The organism is Acinetobacter sp. SwsAc2 (genome assembly GCF_013391465.1).
In the GTDB taxonomy this organism is placed as follows: Bacteria; Pseudomonadota; Gammaproteobacteria; order Pseudomonadales; family Moraxellaceae; genus Acinetobacter; species Acinetobacter johnsonii.
The window spans coordinates 42,422-59,261 of the sequence record NZ_JACBEZ010000015.1; the positions used below are offsets into that span (position 1 = coordinate 42,422).

Below are 16,840 nucleotides of genomic sequence, written 5' to 3' on the forward strand. Positions count from 1 at the left end.
ATTCACGTTTACACTAAGCCAATACTTAAAACAACAATGGGTAATCTATGACAAACTTAGCAACACAAGCACCGGTACTGGTTACAGGTGCATCGGGTTATATTGCCAGTTGGGTGATTCAAAAATTATTAACCCAAGGGTATACCGTTCATGCCACTGTACGTGACTTGAACAAAACCCAAAGCTTCGCGCATTTATCTAAAATTGCAGACAGCAGTGCTGGAACACTGAAACTCTTTAAAGCCAATTTGCTCGAGCCCAATTCCTTTAAAGAAGCGATGCAAGGCTGTGAAATTGTCTTTCATATGGCCTCTCCTTTCGTCGTTACTAACTATAAGGATGCGGTGAAAGACATCATTGAACCTGCTGTTTTGGGTACAGAAAATGTCTTAAACACCGTAAATGAAACCGAGTCCGTTAAACGCGTCATTGTCACTTCGAGTATTGCGTCGACCTATGGCGATGCCATTGATATTTTAAAAACAGACCATAATTCTTTCGATGAAAGTCACTGGAACACCAGCAGTTCTGAGACCCATCAGCCGTATCCATATTCTAAAGTGATGGCTGAGCGTAAAGCTTGGGAAATGGCTGAGGCACAAGATCGTTGGCAGTTGGTATGCATTAACCCTGCGTTGGTCTTTGGTCGTTCATTGACACCAAATACACAGTCAGGCTCAATTGAGGTCTTACAACAGTTTACCAATGGTTTGACTTTAGCGGGTGTCCCACCTATGTGGAATGGTGTGGTCGATGTTCAAGATGTTGCTGAAGCGCACTTACAAGCAGCATTCAACCCAGAAGCAACAGGTCGTTACATTGTAAGTGGTGGAACTTTAAGTCTGCTTGAAATCGGTCAATTGCTTAAAGCACATTTTGGTTGGAAGTTTCCATTTCCACGAAATGAACTTCCCAAAGCAGCTTTTAAGGTGATTGGCCCATTCATTGGTTTTAGCCGCGAGTTTGTTGAATTGAATATGGGTTATCCGATTTATTTTGATGCGAACAAGAGCCAAAAAGAATTGGGTTTAGAGTATCGAGATGTCAAAGAAAGCTTGGTTGAGCACTTTCAACAATTGCTCGATGACGGTGTCATTAAGCAATATATTCCTTAAAAATAAATAAAAAGCATAGTACTAGTCAATTTCATAACTGACGAGCATTATGCTTTTTCTAAATTTATGAAGGTATGGGATACACGAAATGTCATCAGCAACTGTTCGAGACAACACTACATTAGAAAAAAATTGTTTCTGCGACAATTTTATTCATTGATGGCAATGAACGAGTTTTGCTGATGACTAATGCCTTTGGTTACTTTGGGCTAATCCAAAGTAACATACGAACTTCAAGCATTTGATGCGAATACGTAAGACTCCGCTGTGAACCCCTCATCATTAAAAGTCGTTTTAGTCGTGCTTTAACTGAACGCAATTATCTGAACAGTATCTTTTTGATCCAAATCAAAAATCTAAGCCTCTAACTGGCCATAATCTTTCATCAGTTGAATAAACTCAGCTTCATTAATCACAGCAATCCCAAGCTTCTCTGCTTTATCCAGCTTTGAACCTGCTTTTTCACCTGCAACAACACACTTGGTCTTACTCGACACACTACCACTGACACGTGCGCCCAGTGCTTGTAGGAGCTGTGTTGCTTCATCACGCCCCATCGTACTGAGTGTACCCGTCACGACCCAACTTTCTCCATTTAGAGGCTGGCGACTTGGTGCCACAGGCGCGTCCCAGTGAATACCTGCCGCCAATAATCGGTCTAAAACTTCAAGATTATGCGGCGCTTGGAAAAAGTCGACAATCCACTCCGCCGTGATATCCCCTACATCTGGGGTTTTCTTTAAAGCTTCAATGTCTGCGACACGTAGCGCATCTAAAGTTTGGAAAGTATTGGCCAACATACGTGCTGTGGTTTCACCCACCCCACGAATCCCCAGTGCATAAATAAATGCAGCCAAAGTGGTTTTCTTGCTATTTTCAATCGAATCAATCAAGTTCTGAACGGACTTCTCACCCATTTTTTCAATGGTTAATAGCTTTTCTCGGTGCTCGTGTAGGTGATAAATATCAGCCACATCTTTAAGCAGATCAAGATGTAACAGTGATTCGACCCAACGATCTCCCAAACCTTCAATATCAAGAGCTTTACGTGACACGAAGTGGCGAATTGCCTCAATACGCTGTGCGGCACAATACAAACCACCTGAGCAACGTGCTAAAGCTTCACCTTCGGGCATCACCACTGGCGATTCACACACGGGACATTGGCTCGGGAGTTCAACTTCAATGGCATCGACAGGACGGAACTCAGGCCATACTTTTTCCACTTTGGGAATCACATCACCACTACGGTAAACACTGACAGTATCGCCAATTCGCACATCTAGGCGGTGGATTTCTCCAATATTATGCAAGGTCACATTTGAAACGGTCACGCCGCCGACAGCGACAGGATTCAACCGCGCTACAGGGGTCAATGTACCTGTACGTCCCACTTGCCAGTCAATATTTTCAACCGTGGTGAGCGCAGCCACCGCAGGGAATTTATAAGCCGTTGCCCAACGCGGTTCTCGGCTTAAAAAGCCGAGCTGTTGCTGTTGTTTGAGGCTGTTGACCTTAATCACCATGCCGTCAATTTCCACACTCAATTGTGGTCGTTCCGCATTGATTTGCTCATAAACAGCTTGGACTTCTTGAATACTATCGCAGACAAAATGACGCTCACCAACTGCAAAACCAAACTGTTGCAACCACTCTAGACTTTCCGACATGGTGCTTTGACCATGATTTGGTTCACACTGCGCAATACCATAAGCATAAAATGCAAGTGGACGCGAAGCCGCAATATTCGGGTCTAACTGACGTAGACTGCCAGCCGCGGCATTACGTGGGTTGGCAAAAGTCTTCTCACCTTTGGCTTCATTTTCTGCATTGAGCTTTTCAAATCCTGCTTTAGGCATCAAAACTTCGCCACGAACTTCCAGTAGCGTAGGTACTTCGCCCTGATTTGTGGTCAACACCTTCGGCAAGTTACGAATGGTTTTGACGTTTTGGGTAATGTCTTCCCCTGTCTCACCATCACCACGCGTCACTCCACGAACCAGCACACCCTGTTCATACCACAGTGAAATCGCAAGACCATCAAACTTCAGTTCGACATCATATTGAATCGTTTGATTCGGCAAACGTTCTTCTGCACGGCGTGCAAAGGCAAAAAGTTCTTCTTGATTAAACACATTGCCTAAAGACAGCATCGGTACCACATGGGTCACGCTCGTAAACTTCGCCAAAGGTTTAGCACCGACTTTATTGATCGGGCTATCTGGCTGAATACACTCAGGGTATTGTTCTTCTAAAGCTTTCAACTGATGAAAAAGCTGATCATATTCACTGTCTAAAATAGTCGGCTGATCCATCACATAATAAGCATGATTATGCTGTGCCAAAATTTGGATCAGTTGACGCATTTGCGCAACGACAGTCGAAGTTTGAGTCATAATTTCACCATAAAAAAGGGCGGTCTTTGTTCCGCCCTAAAAATTGTATTTCTACTGTCTATTATAGAAATCGTTACCACTGCTTTCAATCAGATTAAGCGTCGATTGCTTGTCCAGCACGGTAATCAATCGCCAAATGGCGCCAATGCTCTCGCAGTTGTGGCGTGAACTCTTGGTTGTTTTGGTCATAAACCGTTCCATCGATTTCACGAGCAATCAAACGTGAAATACTGTCCATGGTGTCGAAGGCATTTTGCACGTCACGGTGTGGTAAGGCCAAGAAAAATGCCAAGCCTTTAATTGGATCGGTCGACAGATTTTCCAAGTCAAAACCATCCATGCCTGTATCAGTAATTTGCAACACAGAGAACAGCAATTTGGTTCCATCTTCGTTATAACGATGGAAACAAGACATTTCGCCAAAACGTAAACCATACTTCATTAAAACTTTTAAGGTTTTCTCACCAGACAACGCGCGACGTTCAGGATAAACATTCAGGGCAATAAACGACTCTGCTGTGGCTAAGGCACTTTCATCATCGACAATTTTTTGCTCATACAAATGTGCATCTAAAATGCTGCTTTCATCGTCAAACTCTGAAATTTCGGCTTTTTCGACATTGGCATTTAAACTAAATTCAGCTTTATCCGCTTTTGCTTGGTCATCGACAAGCGAGGAGCTTGCGCTTTCAGTCGTTAATTCCGTTGCATCTGCTACTGCATTTTCAGGAGCGACTGAGTCTACTGCTTTATTTTCTACCTCAGCTGATGCATCCAAACTTGGTTCAGTACTGCTGCTTTCGAGCACACTGTCTGCATCCAAAGCTTTCGGTTCGGCTTTTTCAGGCAGTGTCTCTTCTACAGAGCTTTCGTTTAAAGTCGGCTCTTTACGTTCAGCCTCTTCAACTGATGCCGTTTGCAGTTGGTCACGTACGTGACGCGGGATAATCGGTTTTTGACTGTCAGCATCGATATGCAATGCGGACTCAAGTGAAGGCGCTGCATCTGCCGGCTTTCGAAAAATCATTCGAACCCCAAACAGCATAATGATCACTGCTATGACGATACCAATAATTGTTGTGTATTCCATCTTATTAGGCCTCCGCGACTAAACCGTATTCTTTTGCCTGTTCTAAATTTACAGTCACTAACTTTGATGTTCCCGGTTCAGGCATCGTAACACCTAACAAGTCGGTCGCCATCGTCATTGCGAGTTTATTATGGGTAATGTAAATGAATTGCACCTGTTCAGAAAGCTCTTTTACAAGATTACAAAATCTTCCCACGTTCGCATCATCCAAAGGCGCATCAACTTCATCCAAAACACAAAATGGCGATGGATTGAGACGGAAAATTGCAAACACCAAGGCCAATGCGGTCAGGGCTTTTTCTCCCCCTGAAAGTAGCGCCAAAGAGCTATTGCGTTTGCCTGGCGGACGGGCCATGAGTTTAACCCCAGACTGCCAGTCATCTTCTAAAGTCAGACTCGCTTCACCGCCATTGAAAACTTTCGGGAACAGATCTTGTAGTTCGGTGTTGACCCGATCAAAAGTGCTCATGAACAATTTACGGGTTTCTTGGTCAATACTTTTCATTGCAGCACGCAACTGCTCAACGGTATTTTCCAAATCTTGAATTTGATGGCTCAACTCTTCAAAACGTTTAGACACGTCTTCATATTCTTCTGAAGCCGCCAAATTCACTGCACCCAATTTCTCAAACTGCTGCTGCGCTTTTTCCAAAATCTGTTGATGGCTGCTGATCTCAATGTTCAAACCCTCAATAGCTTCAACATTCATCTCTTTCAGCTGTTCAGAATAATGTTGTAAGTCTGACTTTGCAGCTTGCCACGCTAACCGTTTTTCTTCTAACTGAGTTCTCAGCTTTTCATCTTGTTGCTGATGCTGATGACGTTGTTCGGTTAAACTCTGCTGACGCTCTTGTACCGCATTCAGCTCAACTTGCCATTCAGACCATGTTTTTTGTAGCTTTTCAGTGATCTGTGCTTGTTCACTAAACTGGCTTTCTAAGGCGGGTAACTCAAGTTGTACAGGGTCAATAAACTTTTTGGCCTGCTCCATTTGTGACAATATTTGCTGATACTGTGCTTTTAAGAAAGTACTGTCTTTTTCTAACAGTTCAATCTGCTGTGTAGTTTGTACCGCCTGACGACGTACCATTTCAAGCGCTTGCCAAACCTGCTGTGCCTGCTGCTGGCTGTCATCCAGTTGCTCAGTCAAAGACTCCACTTGGAACTGCATGGTTTTGTAGTTAGGCAAGTTTTGTTCTAGCTTAATAGTCAATGCATGCAGATCAATCTCCAAATCATCTTTTTGCATGGCATCTTCTTCGAGTTGACTGTCTAACTGTGCCAGTTGATTGGCCAATTGTTGTTTTTGCACTTCAAAGGCTTGGTTGGTACTTTGTACTTTGGCGATATTCAAGTCAATCTGCTGGGTTGCCTGAACTTCTTTTTTCAATAGCTGTTGATCCGCTTTTAACTGCTCATCTACTGCTTGAACTTGAGTACGAAGTTCTGTGGTTTTCGTTTCAAGCTGAGTCAGAAGTCCTGTTTTTTCAGCAAGACTCTGTTCAATTTCATCTAAACGAATTCGATGACTGAGCGCCCCCTGTCCAGCTTGGCTCGCTTCGTCATAATCCAGACCAATCACCCAGTCCACGCCAACATGATAACCGTCTAAACTTAGAAGAGACTGACCATCTTTCAATTGCTTTTGCAAAGCGAGGGCTTGTTTTAAGTTGGTGGTCACTCCCACCTGTTGCCACAAAGAGGATTGTGGCGATTCAATCCAACTGGCTAGGCTATCGCAACCTGCAATTTCGATCAGCTCAACATGCGGCTGAGGCGTTAACTGACGTGCAACGGCATCGGTGAATGCATCGCTGTTGTCCAAACAATGCGCTGAAAGCCATTTGGCTAAGAATTTTTCGACCAGCGCGGCATGGGTTTTAGCCGCATCTTTAAGCTGCAGCACATGCATCAACTGTGGATGATCACTATTTTTTAAGGCACTGACTTTGACCAGAAGCTGTTTGAGGTGCTTCTGTTCGGCACTCAAAACCTGTATATCTGCTTTATGTTCATTCAGCTCAGTTTGAGCAGCTTGGTGTTGGATACGCAAATCATCCAGCTGCAACTGTACCTCAATGATACTTTGCTCACGTTGTAACTGCTGTGCCTCGGCGTTTTGCTTGGCATGTAACAGTTGATCAATCGCATCCAACTGGCTTTGGTTTTGAATTTGCGCCGCTTGCTGCTCTAAAATCTGCTTTTGCTGTTCAAAGCGTAAAATATTTTTGGCCAACTGTTCACTTTGCGCCAACATTTGCGTTTTTTGTTGCTGCTGTTTTTCAACCAAACTTTTGACTTGTTCAAACTGTTGAAGCAGCTGTTGCTGCTGTGCTTTTAAATCCGTTAAACCTTGGCTTTGCTGTTGGTTTTGACTTTCTTGCTGTTGTAACTGTTCGGTATGAAGCTCATTTTGTTCGTGCAAACTTTCCAGTTGCAGCTCGATCAGTTGCATACGTTCTTTAGTTTGCGCCTTCTGCTGTTCAAGCTGTGCCAAAGTGGTGGTGTTTTGCTGGAACAGTGTCTGCTTTTGTTCCAAAGTCATTTTCAGCTCAGCCAGCTTTTTCTCGGCCTGTTGCCACTCACTCTGTAGTGGCGTGGACTGCTGAATCAGGCGTTGAAATAGCTCACTGGTTGACGTCAAATCATGCTCTAAAGTGGTTAACTCTGAACGCACCAGTTTGAACTGCTCACCCAAATCATTCATGTGCAGCGTATATTCTTGCTGTAAACGGCTGCTTTGTTCACACTGAAAAGATAAAACTTCGACTTTAATGGTGCGAATTTGGCTTTCCAGTGTTTTGTATTGAATCGCGGTTTCAGCCTGACGTTTTAAAGTTTTTAGCTGTGATCTTAACTCGGAGGCAATATCTTCTAAACGCGATAAATTTTGCGTGGTGTGATCCAAATGCAATAAAGTTTCGCGGCGACGTGCTTGATAACGAGAAACCCCTGCGGCTTCCTCAATAAAAACTCGCATTTCTTCAGGTTTTGCATCGACCAAACGGTTGATCATGCCCTGTTCAATAATCGAATAAGAACGTGGCCCTAAACCTGTGCCCAAAAATATATCGGTAATATCCCGACGACGGCATTTGGTGCCATTTAAAAAGTATTCAGACTTGCCATCTCGGTTGACCTGACGTTTAACCGCCAGTTCGGTATAGGCATTATAGCTACCACCCAACTTGCCATAAGTGTTGTCAAAACGCAGTTCTACACTCGCGACACTCACGGGTTTGCGCTTTGCCGTACCGGTAAAAATGACATCCTGCATACTACCACCACGCAGTTGACGAGCACTGGATTCGCCCATGACCCAACGAATAGCATCGATCACATTGGATTTACCACAACCGTTCGGCCCAACCACTGCTGTGCGGTTATCTTTAAAGTGTAACGTGGTGCTGTCGGCAAAAGATTTGAAGCCGGAAAGTTTTAAACTGCTTAAACGCATAATGTCCTGACTAACGTCGTGAGCGTCTCGCCCACGCAAGTTCAATTTGTTTCATTCGGGTCAGAGATTCCAACACCAAGTTACGTAAGTGTCGACAAAAATCTTCCATAAATAAAGTAGCTTGTTGTGATTTTCTGATTAAAACCGCATCAGTCACCAGTTTAAATAAATCATAAGATTCTTGTAACTCTCTACGCGAAGTATTTAAGGTTAAAAAATAGCTCCGACGTATCGAGGGTAACAGTTCTTGGTAAAACTTCATCAAATAAGCATTGCCCACCATTTCATGCTGGCGCGCCAATCCTTCAAAAATCAAATCATAAAATTTTTCGATACTACCCTGTTTCAGTTGATTCCCCAACTCATCCAATAACAGCTGTAAACGTTCCGCTTCATAGCTACGCCATGTTTCCGCTATGCGTTGCACAATTTGCCCCAACAGTAGACTGCTGGTGTCAAACAAGGCGCGCACTTGCTGAGCGGACATTTCAGAAACGATGGCGCCGCGGCGCGGGTAGATTTCAATCAGATGTGTACGTTCAAGCAGTAACAAGGCCTCACGCACCGAGCCGCGACTCACATCCAGTTCAGCGGCAATACGTAATTCTTGTATGCGCTCACCTTCGACCAACTCACCGCGAATGATTTGTTCACTGATGTGCTTGGCAATTTGTTCGGACAAACTCTCTGTATCATGTGCTTGCATACTGTTCCTAACTTGTTTTTATAAGATGCAATCCATGGTCTTTAGTGACCTATTTTTAGGTTTTACCCGATCTTAAACGCTAAACACTATGTCATTGTCTAACAATTTTACCGTCTATAATGCCAATCAACAGCAACGCACACAACATTGTCAAAGAAATTAAGAACTAAAACCTTGATAAATAAAATATAAACCAACTACCACCAACAAACCAGCAAAACACTTTTTCAACATCGCAGGCGATAAAAGATGCGCCACTTTTGCCCCAAACTTGGCAGTGATAAAACTCATGACCGCAATCCCGAAAAATGCATAGACATGAATATAACCAATGGTATTCGGTACATTCACTTCAGCCCGATGCCCGAACCACATAAAACCTAAAGCTCCAGCCACTGCAATTGGTAAGCCACAAGCCGCAGACGTCGCCACCGCTTTTTGCATAACCACACCATGACGGTTTAAGTACGGCACCGTCAAACTTCCCCCACCAATGCCAAAGATCGCAGAAGCCACACCAATGCCTGCACCGACAAATAACTGTTTGCCTGTAGAGGGTAACTGACGCGAAGGATCGACCTCAACATGTGCGCCACTAAACATTTTGTACGCCACCCATACCGCAAAAAAACCGATCAGCAGTTGTAAGCCATGTCCCGACATATAGTCTGCAATGCCCGCACCTAAAAAAGCACCCATGACTAAACCTGGAGCCAAATTGCGAAACACAGACCATAACACTGCCCCGCGTTTATGATGCGCACTCACTGAACTCATTGACGTGACAATAATCGTAGCCAGTGATGTGCCAACCGCCATATGCATAATGACACTCGGGTCATAGTTCAGATGAGTAAACACCACATATAAAATCGGGATGATAATGAGTCCACCACCGACCCCAAATAGCCCCGCAGCAAAACCAGCGATTGCACCAATCAGTAAATATATGATTAACTCCATGATCATTTTTCACTTTTCTCAGATTCATATGGATTTAGAGACACGCCAATTACAACAGCTTCTCGCTGAAGCACAGCAACTTCCTGAAGTTTTATTGCTTAAGCCAGTTACCACATCCACCAATGACGATGTGCGTGAAATTGCGCAAAAAGGGATTCAGAGCGTTTTGGTCTGCAGTACACGACAAACTCAAGGTCGTGGACAGCGTCAACGACAATGGGTTTCTCCTGAAGGAAACATCTATTTAAGCACATTGCTACAGACCAAAACACCTATAAATGGGCGCTTGGCTTTAGAAATTGCGTTAAATATCTTGCAAATGCCGAGTTTGCAAGGCCTTGCTCTGCAAGTGAAATGGCCGAATGACCTTTATAGTGCTCAAGGTAAATGGGGCGGGATTTTAGTTGAACCACTGTCAAGCCACCAAGCGATTATTGGGGTGGGCATCAACATCAACCAAGTCGAAGATACCCAGCTTGATCAAGCCACCAGCTCACTTGAACAGCTGGGTTTAGCCCAAGCAGAGCGAATTCGCTTAATGGCGGAACTATATCTGGCAATTCAACAAGCAGGCCTATGGTTCACCCATAACAGTGCAAATCTGGCTTCTCGTTTCAATCATTACGCAGCCTTTATGCAGCAACCCGTTGAATTTGAACATATGAAGGGTCTGTCTCAAGGCCTATTCTTAGGCATTCAAGATGATGGTGCGGTACAAATTCAGACCGCCAATGGTGTTGAAAATTTTTATCAAGGCCGTTTACGCCCAGTGACCCCTGTTTAAATGATTGAGCATCATCATGAAAAATTTATGGTTAGATATTGGTAATACCCGCCTAAAATATTGGATTACGCAGGAAGATCAAATTTTAGAGCAAGGGGCTGAGTTACATTTACAGTCCCCTGCCGATTTGCTTTTAGGTCTAATTCAGCATTTTAAAAACTTAAACATCCAACAGATTGGTGTTTCTTCGGTTCAGGACAAAAAAAATAATGACCGAATCCGTAGACTTTTAAAAAGTTTAAATGTGCCGATCACCTTTGCTCAAGTGCAGGCCAACTATGCAGGCCTGCAGTGTGGTTACGAACAGCCTGAACAACTCGGAATTGACCGTTGGCTGCAAGTGTTGGCCGTCGCACGTAATCCAGAGCAGAACTATTGTGTGATTAGCTGTGGTACGGCGCTGACCATCGACTTGGCAGATGGTTTACAGCATTTGGGCGGCTATATTTTACCAAATCTCTACTTACAAAGAGACTCGCTGATCCAAAACACCAAAGGCATTAAAATTCCAGATGCGGCTTTTGATGAACTTGGGCCCGGTCGTAATACCATCGACGCAGTGCATCATGGGATTTTGCTCGGTTTGGTCAGTACCATTGAAAAAGTCTTGCAACAGTCTCCACGCCAACTGATTTTAACTGGCGGTGATGCGCCTGTATTTGCACGCTATTTGGCAGAGTATGCACCACGTATTGAAAATGATTTATTACTTAAAGGGCTACAATATTATATTCAGCATCAACCCTGAGCCACCGCCTGTTGTTGTAAAAGGGGTTTTAAGGTATTGAGCAGTAGCTCAAATTCAGCATAGCCATTTTCCCGCATAAAATTTCCTGCACGTTTCACTTCCAATACCTCTGCACTCAAAAAGTGTCCAAAGGTAAGCGCCAAAGGCGGTGGAACATAAGGGTCATTATTGGAAAACATCACCACACGTGAAGCGATGTGAGAGTGGAGTATACCGCTGTCCAGCTTCGCTTGCGCAATAAAACCACTTAACTCAGGTAAGCTTTTTAAAGCCGCTTTAAAGCCCGCAATACAGAAGATCGCTTTGATTCGACGTTCACGCAGTTTACTACTGAGATAATGTAAAGTCGCCAGACACCCCAAATTATGCGCAATAATGATGGTATTTTCATCCAAAGTGGTCATTTGCAGGGCCAAAGCCTGTTGCCATTCTTCGAAATGTGGTGCATCACTATGCGGAAGCACTAAGCGTTTTACTTCAGCATGCAGATCCATCTGACTGAGTTTTTGACTTAGCCACGGAAACCAATGGTCATTGGGCGATGCTTGATAGCCATGCACAATATAGATATGTTGTTTTGATCCATTCATTTTCAACTTCTTATTATAATGTTTGAAAAGAATAAATTTTACGCAACTTTCAAGCCATAAACAGTGCGTTTTTGTTATTAAGCGACGGTATTGAAAACGCACACAATAATTTCCATGACTTACAAAACAACAAAAAAAAGGCGCTCAACGCGCCTTTTTCTGAAATGGTAAGAAGCAGATTACTTCTTATCGTTCCCACCAAATAATGGTCCCATTCCGCCGCCACCACCAAACTGTTTTTGCATACCGCTTAATGATTTCATCATTTTTGCCATACCCGATGGATTGGCAAATTTCTTCATCATTTTCGCCATTTGCGCATGTTGTTTAATCAATTTATTGACTTCAACAACATCCATACCACAGCCTGCTGCAATGCGCTTTTTACGGCTTGGGTTCATCAGGTCCGGATTACGACGCTCTTTGATGGTCATCGATTGGATAATCGCTTCCATCTTTTTCACTTGCTTTTCAGGGTTCGCTTGCGCCAACGCATCTTGAATCCCTGCATTGCTCATGCCAGGCAACTTATCCAAGAAGCCCATCATGCCTCCCATTTTATTCATTTGCTCAAACTGCATTAGCATATCTTCAAAGTTGAAGCTGCCGCCTTTTTGCAGTTTTTTCGCCATTTTTTCGGCTTTTTCTTTGTCGACTTTACGTTCAAGCTCTTCGACCAAAGAAAGTACGTCACCCATACCCAAGATACGCTGTGCAACACGTTCAGGATGGAATGGCTCTAAGGCATCGAGCTTTTCACCCATGCCTAAGAATTTGATTGGCTTACCTGTGATTGCACGTACTGAAAGCGCCGCACCACCGCGCGCATCACCATCAGTTTTGGTCAGAATCACACCTGTTAATGGCAGTGCATCATTGAAGGCTTTGGCTGTATTTGCCGCATCCTGACCGGTCATTGCATCGACCACGAACAAAGTTTCAGTTGGCTTAATCGCCGCGTGAAGTTCTTTGATCTCGTCCATCATTTCATCGTCTACGTGTAGACGACCTGCTGTATCGACAATCAAGACATCCGCAAACTGAATTTTGGCTTGTTCAATTGCACGCGTTGCAATGGTAATCGGTTTTTCATCAGCACTCGATTCAAAGAAAATCGCGCCTACTTCACCTGCAACGGTTTGTAGCTGTTTAATTGCTGCTGGACGGTAAACATCGGCAGATACCATCGCTACTTTTTTCTTTTGGCGTTCTTGTAAGAAGCGAGCAAGTTTTGCAGCCGTTGTTGTTTTACCTGCACCTTGTAAGCCTGCAAGTAGAACCACAACAGGAGGTTTTGCTGCAAGATCAAGGCTTTCATTTGCCTCGCCCATCATTTTTGTTAATTCGTCATGCACGATTTTAACAAATGCTTGGCCCGGCGATAATTGAGTCATGACTTCTTGACCCAACGCCTCTTCCTTAACTTTCGCGATAAATTCACGAGTTACAGGAAGTGCAACATCGGCTTCAAGAAGTGCCATACGTACTTCACGTAGGGTATCTTTAATATTGTCTTCGGTTAGCTGCCCAGAGCCAGTAACATTTCTTAAACTCTGCGTGAGTCGTTCCGTTAAGGTATCAAACATTGCAAAATCCGCTTAAAATTGCTAGTTGCAAAAAAATCTTTCTTAAAATAGAAAATTTATGCATAGAATGCTATAGGATACTGTAGTTCGCACCGAATTTATATAAATGAATATTCATCATCCTGAAAAAGGTTTGACATGATTAGCCTGCCCTTGGTTTACACCATCTTAGCATTAGTCGCTTATACCACCTCTTTTTGGTATTTGTTTCTCAAATTAATGGCTAAACGTGATCCAAACCATTGGTTTATTGGCATTATTTTAGGCCTAGGCTTATTGCTACATGCCACTGTTTTGTACCATGACATGCTCACACCGATGGGAGTGAATTATGACGTTTTTGTCTTAATGTCATTTACATCGGGGCTCATGCTATTACTTAGTCTACTCTATAGCACTTATCGTCCAATTCTAGCTTTGAACCTGATTGGCATTCCTGTGGCCGCGACAGGACTCATTTTAGGTTTTGCCTTTAGTCAGTCCACTCAATTTATTGAACAGCGCTCATTGGGTTTAGATATTCATATTATTTTATCGCTGTCGGCCTATGCAGTGCTACTCATGGCGACCATACAAGCCGTGATTTTATGGTTCCAAGATCGAGAGTTAAAGAACAAACAAAAAAAACGCTTTTGGGTCAACTTACTGCCCTCTTTTCAAGCGATGGAATCTTTACTGTTTGACTTGATTAAAACGGGTTTTCTTTTACTGACTGTAGCATTGGTGTTTGGTTTCTTTACCATCGATAACTTTTTTGCCCAACATCTGGCACATAAAACCGCTTTTAGTATTATTTCTTGGTTTGTGTATGGGGCTTTGCTCATCGGACATTACCGTTTTGGTTGGCGCGGTCAAAAAGCGATTCGTTTTACCTTAATTGGATTCTTCTTGTTGGCTGTCGGTTTTATCGGATCTAAGTTTGTATTGGAAATGATTTTAGGTCGATAAAGTATTTTATGTTAACTTTAGGAAAATTAAACTTATAATGAAATTTTTCTTTGTAGTATTTGCATTCACTTTAATCACATGGGTTTGCAGCGATTTTTTTCATAAAAAACAATTAGATTCTGCAATAAACTCAACAAATAAAATTAAAAATTGTGGCTACTTGTTGGGCATTAAGTCAACAAAAGCTAGATTTAGTCAGGAGTATTTTGTAATACAGAATAATCAAAAGGAAATAGATAAATTTAATTTTGATCCTGAATTTGATGTGCATCAGAACATAAAATACTCTGGAGAAATAAAGCAAGGGGAAAAAATTTGTTATGAATATACTTACATTCACACTTATATGGATACTATAAAAATTCTAACAAATATGAACAAAATTAATAATTTTCCATAAAGTTTACAGAATAGAGCTTATGTAACATAACACTAAAAACTCCCCCAACCACCCTACAATATTTTAGTTATCTATTGCTTATCACCCCTACTAAAAACGTATAGCACCACTGTAAAACTCATCCACGCACTCACAAAAGCCTCACTTAACCAATCGTGCGGGTTGTACTTACATCTACAGAAAGCTTCGACTAGTGTATATGACAAACTCCCTAACCAATAGCATTGATCGATAAACCTTAAGTACATAAGAAAGACAATGAAATGGATCATTTTTTATCCACCTGTTATACTGGCTAAATATCCCCCCTTCTTCCAATTTAGAGTAACACCAATGAAGTAAGTCTTATTTTCCGTCAAATCTAATTTATGTGTTTTCTGACGTGCAAAATAAACTTATTTACTGCTCTATATCTCTATAAAAATTTATTTTGTATGTCCTGTATAAAGGAGTCTTCAATGATCCAACAGGCCTGTACTGTAAAAAATCTCAGCGTTCAATTTGCTCATGAACCACTGTTTCAGCATTTAAACTTTGAATTGCCCGCTGCCCAATGTTCAGCTCTGATTGGACGAAATGGTCAAGGCAAATCAATATTAATGTCCCTACTCACTCAGGCGCACATGCCCAATTATGCGAGTGGCGAAGTGATTTGGCATATGTCATTTTCCTACTTAAGTCAGCTCGAGCGTTTAAGCAACTGTACACTTGCCGAAGCCCTTAACATTGCTGACTTACATGCAAGTTTTCAACGTATTGAACAATCGACTGCGAGCTTTGAAGACTATGACCGCGTCGAACATGCATGGCATCAACCCACTGAATGGTTGAAATTGCTAGAAAGTGCAAACTTACCTACAAATCTATCTAGCTCAGTTTCTCAACTGAGTGAAGGTCAGAAAACTAAACTGGCACTGTGTCGCCTTTTTTTACAAACTGAGCATTATTTACTTCTTGATGAGCCCAGTAATCACTTAGACCATGCAAGTCGTGCATGGTTAAGTCAAAAAATCCTTCAGCATCCTGCGGGCTGTTTAGTCATTAGCCACGACCGCACATTGTTAAATCCAATCTCCAATACCTATGTTTTAAATGATTTTGGTTTACAACACTTCCGTTGCAACTATGCCGAGTATCAGTCACAAGCAGAGCAACAACAGCAGGCACTACAACACAATATCTCGCAAGAGAAACGCGAACTAAAACAATTACAAGTCCAACAGCATGAGCAGCGCATGAAAGCTCAGAAAAGGCAAAAGTCTGGGAAGAAATTACGAAGCTCTGGTTCTCAAGCCAAAATCCTACTCGACTTTAAAAAAGAACGTGCGAGTCAAACCTTATCGGGAGTCGCGCAGCAACAACTTCGCCAAAAGGAACAAGCGCAAGATGAGCTCAAAAACAAACAGCAGCAACTAGAACAGATTAAGTCACAAAAGTTTGATTTCCATTTTCAACCTAAACAAACAGGTGAAATTCTTCGTTTGAAAGAAGTGGGTTTAGCAGCACTTTCTATCTCGCCTATTTCTTTCGCCTTACACAACGGAGAAAAAATCCAACTGCGCGGCCAAAATGGTTCAGGTAAGTCGACCCTACTTCGTGCCATTCAAAATCATAGTCATGTTCAATCGGGAGACATTTTTAAGCGTGGAGCATCGTTATATTTAGATCAAAACTTTAGCCTACTGAATCCAGAACTGAATGCGGTACACAATTTACAATTATTGAATCCGTCTTTGTCCGATGAGGAGTGTCGGAATCAATTGGGGCAACTTCGAATTCGACGAGATAAGGCTCTGCTTCCCATCTCACTACTCAGTGGCGGTGAACAACTCAAAGTCGCTTTACTGTGTATCAGTCTCGCAGCACAGCCTGTGGACTTACTGTTACTGGACGAACCCGAAAATCATCTCGACATCAACTCAAGACAACTGTTGGCACAGGCTATACGCGATTTTACAGGGGCGGTTATTTTAGTTTCGCATGATGATGCCTTTATCGAGGAGACACAGATTGAAAACTATTTCGATTTAACCCAAACGGATTAGACTAGACAGCGT

The 16,840-nt window shown here is 42.7% G+C and carries 13 protein-coding genes; 6 read left to right on the forward strand and 7 right to left on the reverse strand.

The genetic code is table 11. The annotated features are described in order from the left end of the window. Nucleotides 1–47: 47 nt before the first annotated feature. Entirely contained in the window at nucleotides 48–1,115 is a 1,068-nt protein-coding gene (locus HYI04_RS08540) for an aldehyde reductase (protein ID WP_010327396.1), read from the forward strand. Nucleotides 1,116–1,471: 356 nt separating this feature from the next. Here the strand turns inward: HYI04_RS08540 and ligA are convergent, their stop codons facing one another. The 5 genes from ligA to HYI04_RS08565 all read right to left on the reverse strand — a co-directional run bounded on the left by ligA (nucleotide 1,472) and on the right by HYI04_RS08565 (nucleotide 9,727). Next, nucleotides 1,472–3,511 (reverse strand): NAD-dependent DNA ligase LigA, encoded by a 2,040-nt coding sequence (gene ligA / locus HYI04_RS08545; protein WP_010327397.1) that lies wholly within the window; start codon nucleotides 3,509–3,511, stop codon nucleotides 1,472–1,474. A 94-nt stretch (nucleotides 3,512–3,605) separates the two neighbouring features. Further along, complete coding sequence (locus tag HYI04_RS08550) at nucleotides 3,606–4,601, reverse strand: cell division protein ZipA C-terminal FtsZ-binding domain-containing protein (protein WP_010327398.1); 996 nt, start codon at nucleotides 4,599–4,601, stop codon at nucleotides 3,606–3,608. 4 nt (nucleotides 4,602–4,605) lie between these two features. Next, complete coding sequence (gene smc, locus HYI04_RS08555) at nucleotides 4,606–8,058, reverse strand: chromosome segregation protein SMC (RefSeq protein ID WP_010327399.1); 3,453 nt, start codon at nucleotides 8,056–8,058, stop codon at nucleotides 4,606–4,608. A 10-nt stretch (nucleotides 8,059–8,068) separates the two neighbouring features. After that, the gene (locus tag HYI04_RS08560; RefSeq protein ID WP_004983028.1) at nucleotides 8,069–8,764 is read right to left on the reverse strand and encodes a GntR family transcriptional regulator; all 696 of its coding nucleotides are present in this window, start codon (nucleotides 8,762–8,764) and stop codon (nucleotides 8,069–8,071) included. 159 nt (nucleotides 8,765–8,923) lie between these two features. Next, a complete protein-coding gene (locus HYI04_RS08565; RefSeq protein ID WP_010327400.1) occupies nucleotides 8,924–9,727 on the reverse strand; it encodes a sulfite exporter TauE/SafE family protein in 804 nt (267 codons plus the stop codon). 28 nt (nucleotides 9,728–9,755) lie between these two features. Between HYI04_RS08565 and HYI04_RS08570 the strand changes: the two genes are divergently transcribed. Further along, the gene (locus HYI04_RS08570) at nucleotides 9,756–10,511 is read left to right on the forward strand and encodes a biotin--[acetyl-CoA-carboxylase] ligase (RefSeq protein WP_178896070.1); all 756 of its coding nucleotides are present in this window, start codon (nucleotides 9,756–9,758) and stop codon (nucleotides 10,509–10,511) included. A gap of 16 nt (nucleotides 10,512–10,527) precedes the next feature. Next, the gene (locus HYI04_RS08575) at nucleotides 10,528–11,259 is read left to right on the forward strand and encodes a type III pantothenate kinase (RefSeq protein ID WP_010327402.1); all 732 of its coding nucleotides are present in this window, start codon (nucleotides 10,528–10,530) and stop codon (nucleotides 11,257–11,259) included. On the opposite strand, the gene HYI04_RS08580 is transcribed toward HYI04_RS08575, so the two are convergent. Both HYI04_RS08580 and ffh read right to left on the reverse strand, forming a co-directional pair. After that, entirely contained in the window at nucleotides 11,250–11,849 is a 600-nt protein-coding gene (locus HYI04_RS08580) for an alpha/beta hydrolase (RefSeq protein ID WP_010327403.1), read from the reverse strand. The genes HYI04_RS08575 and HYI04_RS08580 overlap by 10 nt on opposite strands. A gap of 179 nt (nucleotides 11,850–12,028) precedes the next feature. Then, nucleotides 12,029–13,435 (reverse strand): signal recognition particle protein, encoded by a 1,407-nt coding sequence (ffh, locus tag HYI04_RS08585; RefSeq protein ID WP_010327404.1) that lies wholly within the window; start codon nucleotides 13,433–13,435, stop codon nucleotides 12,029–12,031. Between the two features lie 138 nt (nucleotides 13,436–13,573). Between ffh and HYI04_RS08590 the strand changes: the two genes are divergently transcribed. From HYI04_RS08590 to HYI04_RS08600, 3 genes are all read left to right on the forward strand, one after another. Beyond that, complete coding sequence (locus HYI04_RS08590) at nucleotides 13,574–14,383, forward strand: inner membrane protein YpjD (RefSeq protein ID WP_010327405.1); 810 nt, start codon at nucleotides 13,574–13,576, stop codon at nucleotides 14,381–14,383. A gap of 37 nt (nucleotides 14,384–14,420) precedes the next feature. Beyond that, a complete protein-coding gene (locus HYI04_RS08595) occupies nucleotides 14,421–14,783 on the forward strand; it encodes a hypothetical protein (protein ID WP_010327406.1) in 363 nt (120 codons plus the stop codon). A 458-nt stretch (nucleotides 14,784–15,241) separates the two neighbouring features. Continuing rightward, on the forward strand, nucleotides 15,242–16,828 hold the full coding sequence (locus HYI04_RS08600; protein WP_010327407.1) for an ATP-binding cassette domain-containing protein: 1,587 nt from the start codon (nucleotides 15,242–15,244) through the stop codon (nucleotides 16,826–16,828). The last annotated feature ends 12 nt before the right edge of the window (nucleotides 16,829–16,840 follow it).

Coding starts and splice junctions, on each gene's coding strand:
- ligA (WP_010327397.1), bottom strand. CDS start 3,511: ATGACTCAAACTTCGACTGTCGTTGCGCAAATGCGTCAACTGATCCAA.
- HYI04_RS08600 (WP_010327407.1), top strand. CDS start 15,242: ATGATCCAACAGGCCTGTACTGTAAAAAATCTCAGCGTTCAATTTGCT.
- smc (WP_010327399.1), bottom strand. CDS start 8,058: ATGCGTTTAAGCAGTTTAAAACTTTCCGGCTTCAAATCTTTTGCCGAC.
- HYI04_RS08580 (WP_010327403.1), bottom strand. CDS start 11,849: ATGAATGGATCAAAACAACATATCTATATTGTGCATGGCTATCAAGCA.
- HYI04_RS08550 (WP_010327398.1), bottom strand. CDS start 4,601: ATGGAATACACAACAATTATTGGTATCGTCATAGCAGTGATCATTATG.
- HYI04_RS08570 (WP_178896070.1), top strand. CDS start 9,756: ATGGATTTAGAGACACGCCAATTACAACAGCTTCTCGCTGAAGCACAG.
- HYI04_RS08575 (WP_010327402.1), top strand. CDS start 10,528: ATGAAAAATTTATGGTTAGATATTGGTAATACCCGCCTAAAATATTGG.
- HYI04_RS08590 (WP_010327405.1), top strand. CDS start 13,574: ATGATTAGCCTGCCCTTGGTTTACACCATCTTAGCATTAGTCGCTTAT.
- ffh (WP_010327404.1), bottom strand. CDS start 13,435: ATGTTTGATACCTTAACGGAACGACTCACGCAGAGTTTAAGAAATGTT.
- HYI04_RS08595 (WP_010327406.1), top strand. CDS start 14,421: ATGAAATTTTTCTTTGTAGTATTTGCATTCACTTTAATCACATGGGTT.
- HYI04_RS08560 (WP_004983028.1), bottom strand. CDS start 8,764: ATGCAAGCACATGATACAGAGAGTTTGTCCGAACAAATTGCCAAGCAC.
- HYI04_RS08565 (WP_010327400.1), bottom strand. CDS start 9,727: ATGGAGTTAATCATATATTTACTGATTGGTGCAATCGCTGGTTTTGCT.
- HYI04_RS08540 (WP_010327396.1), top strand. CDS start 48: ATGACAAACTTAGCAACACAAGCACCGGTACTGGTTACAGGTGCATCG.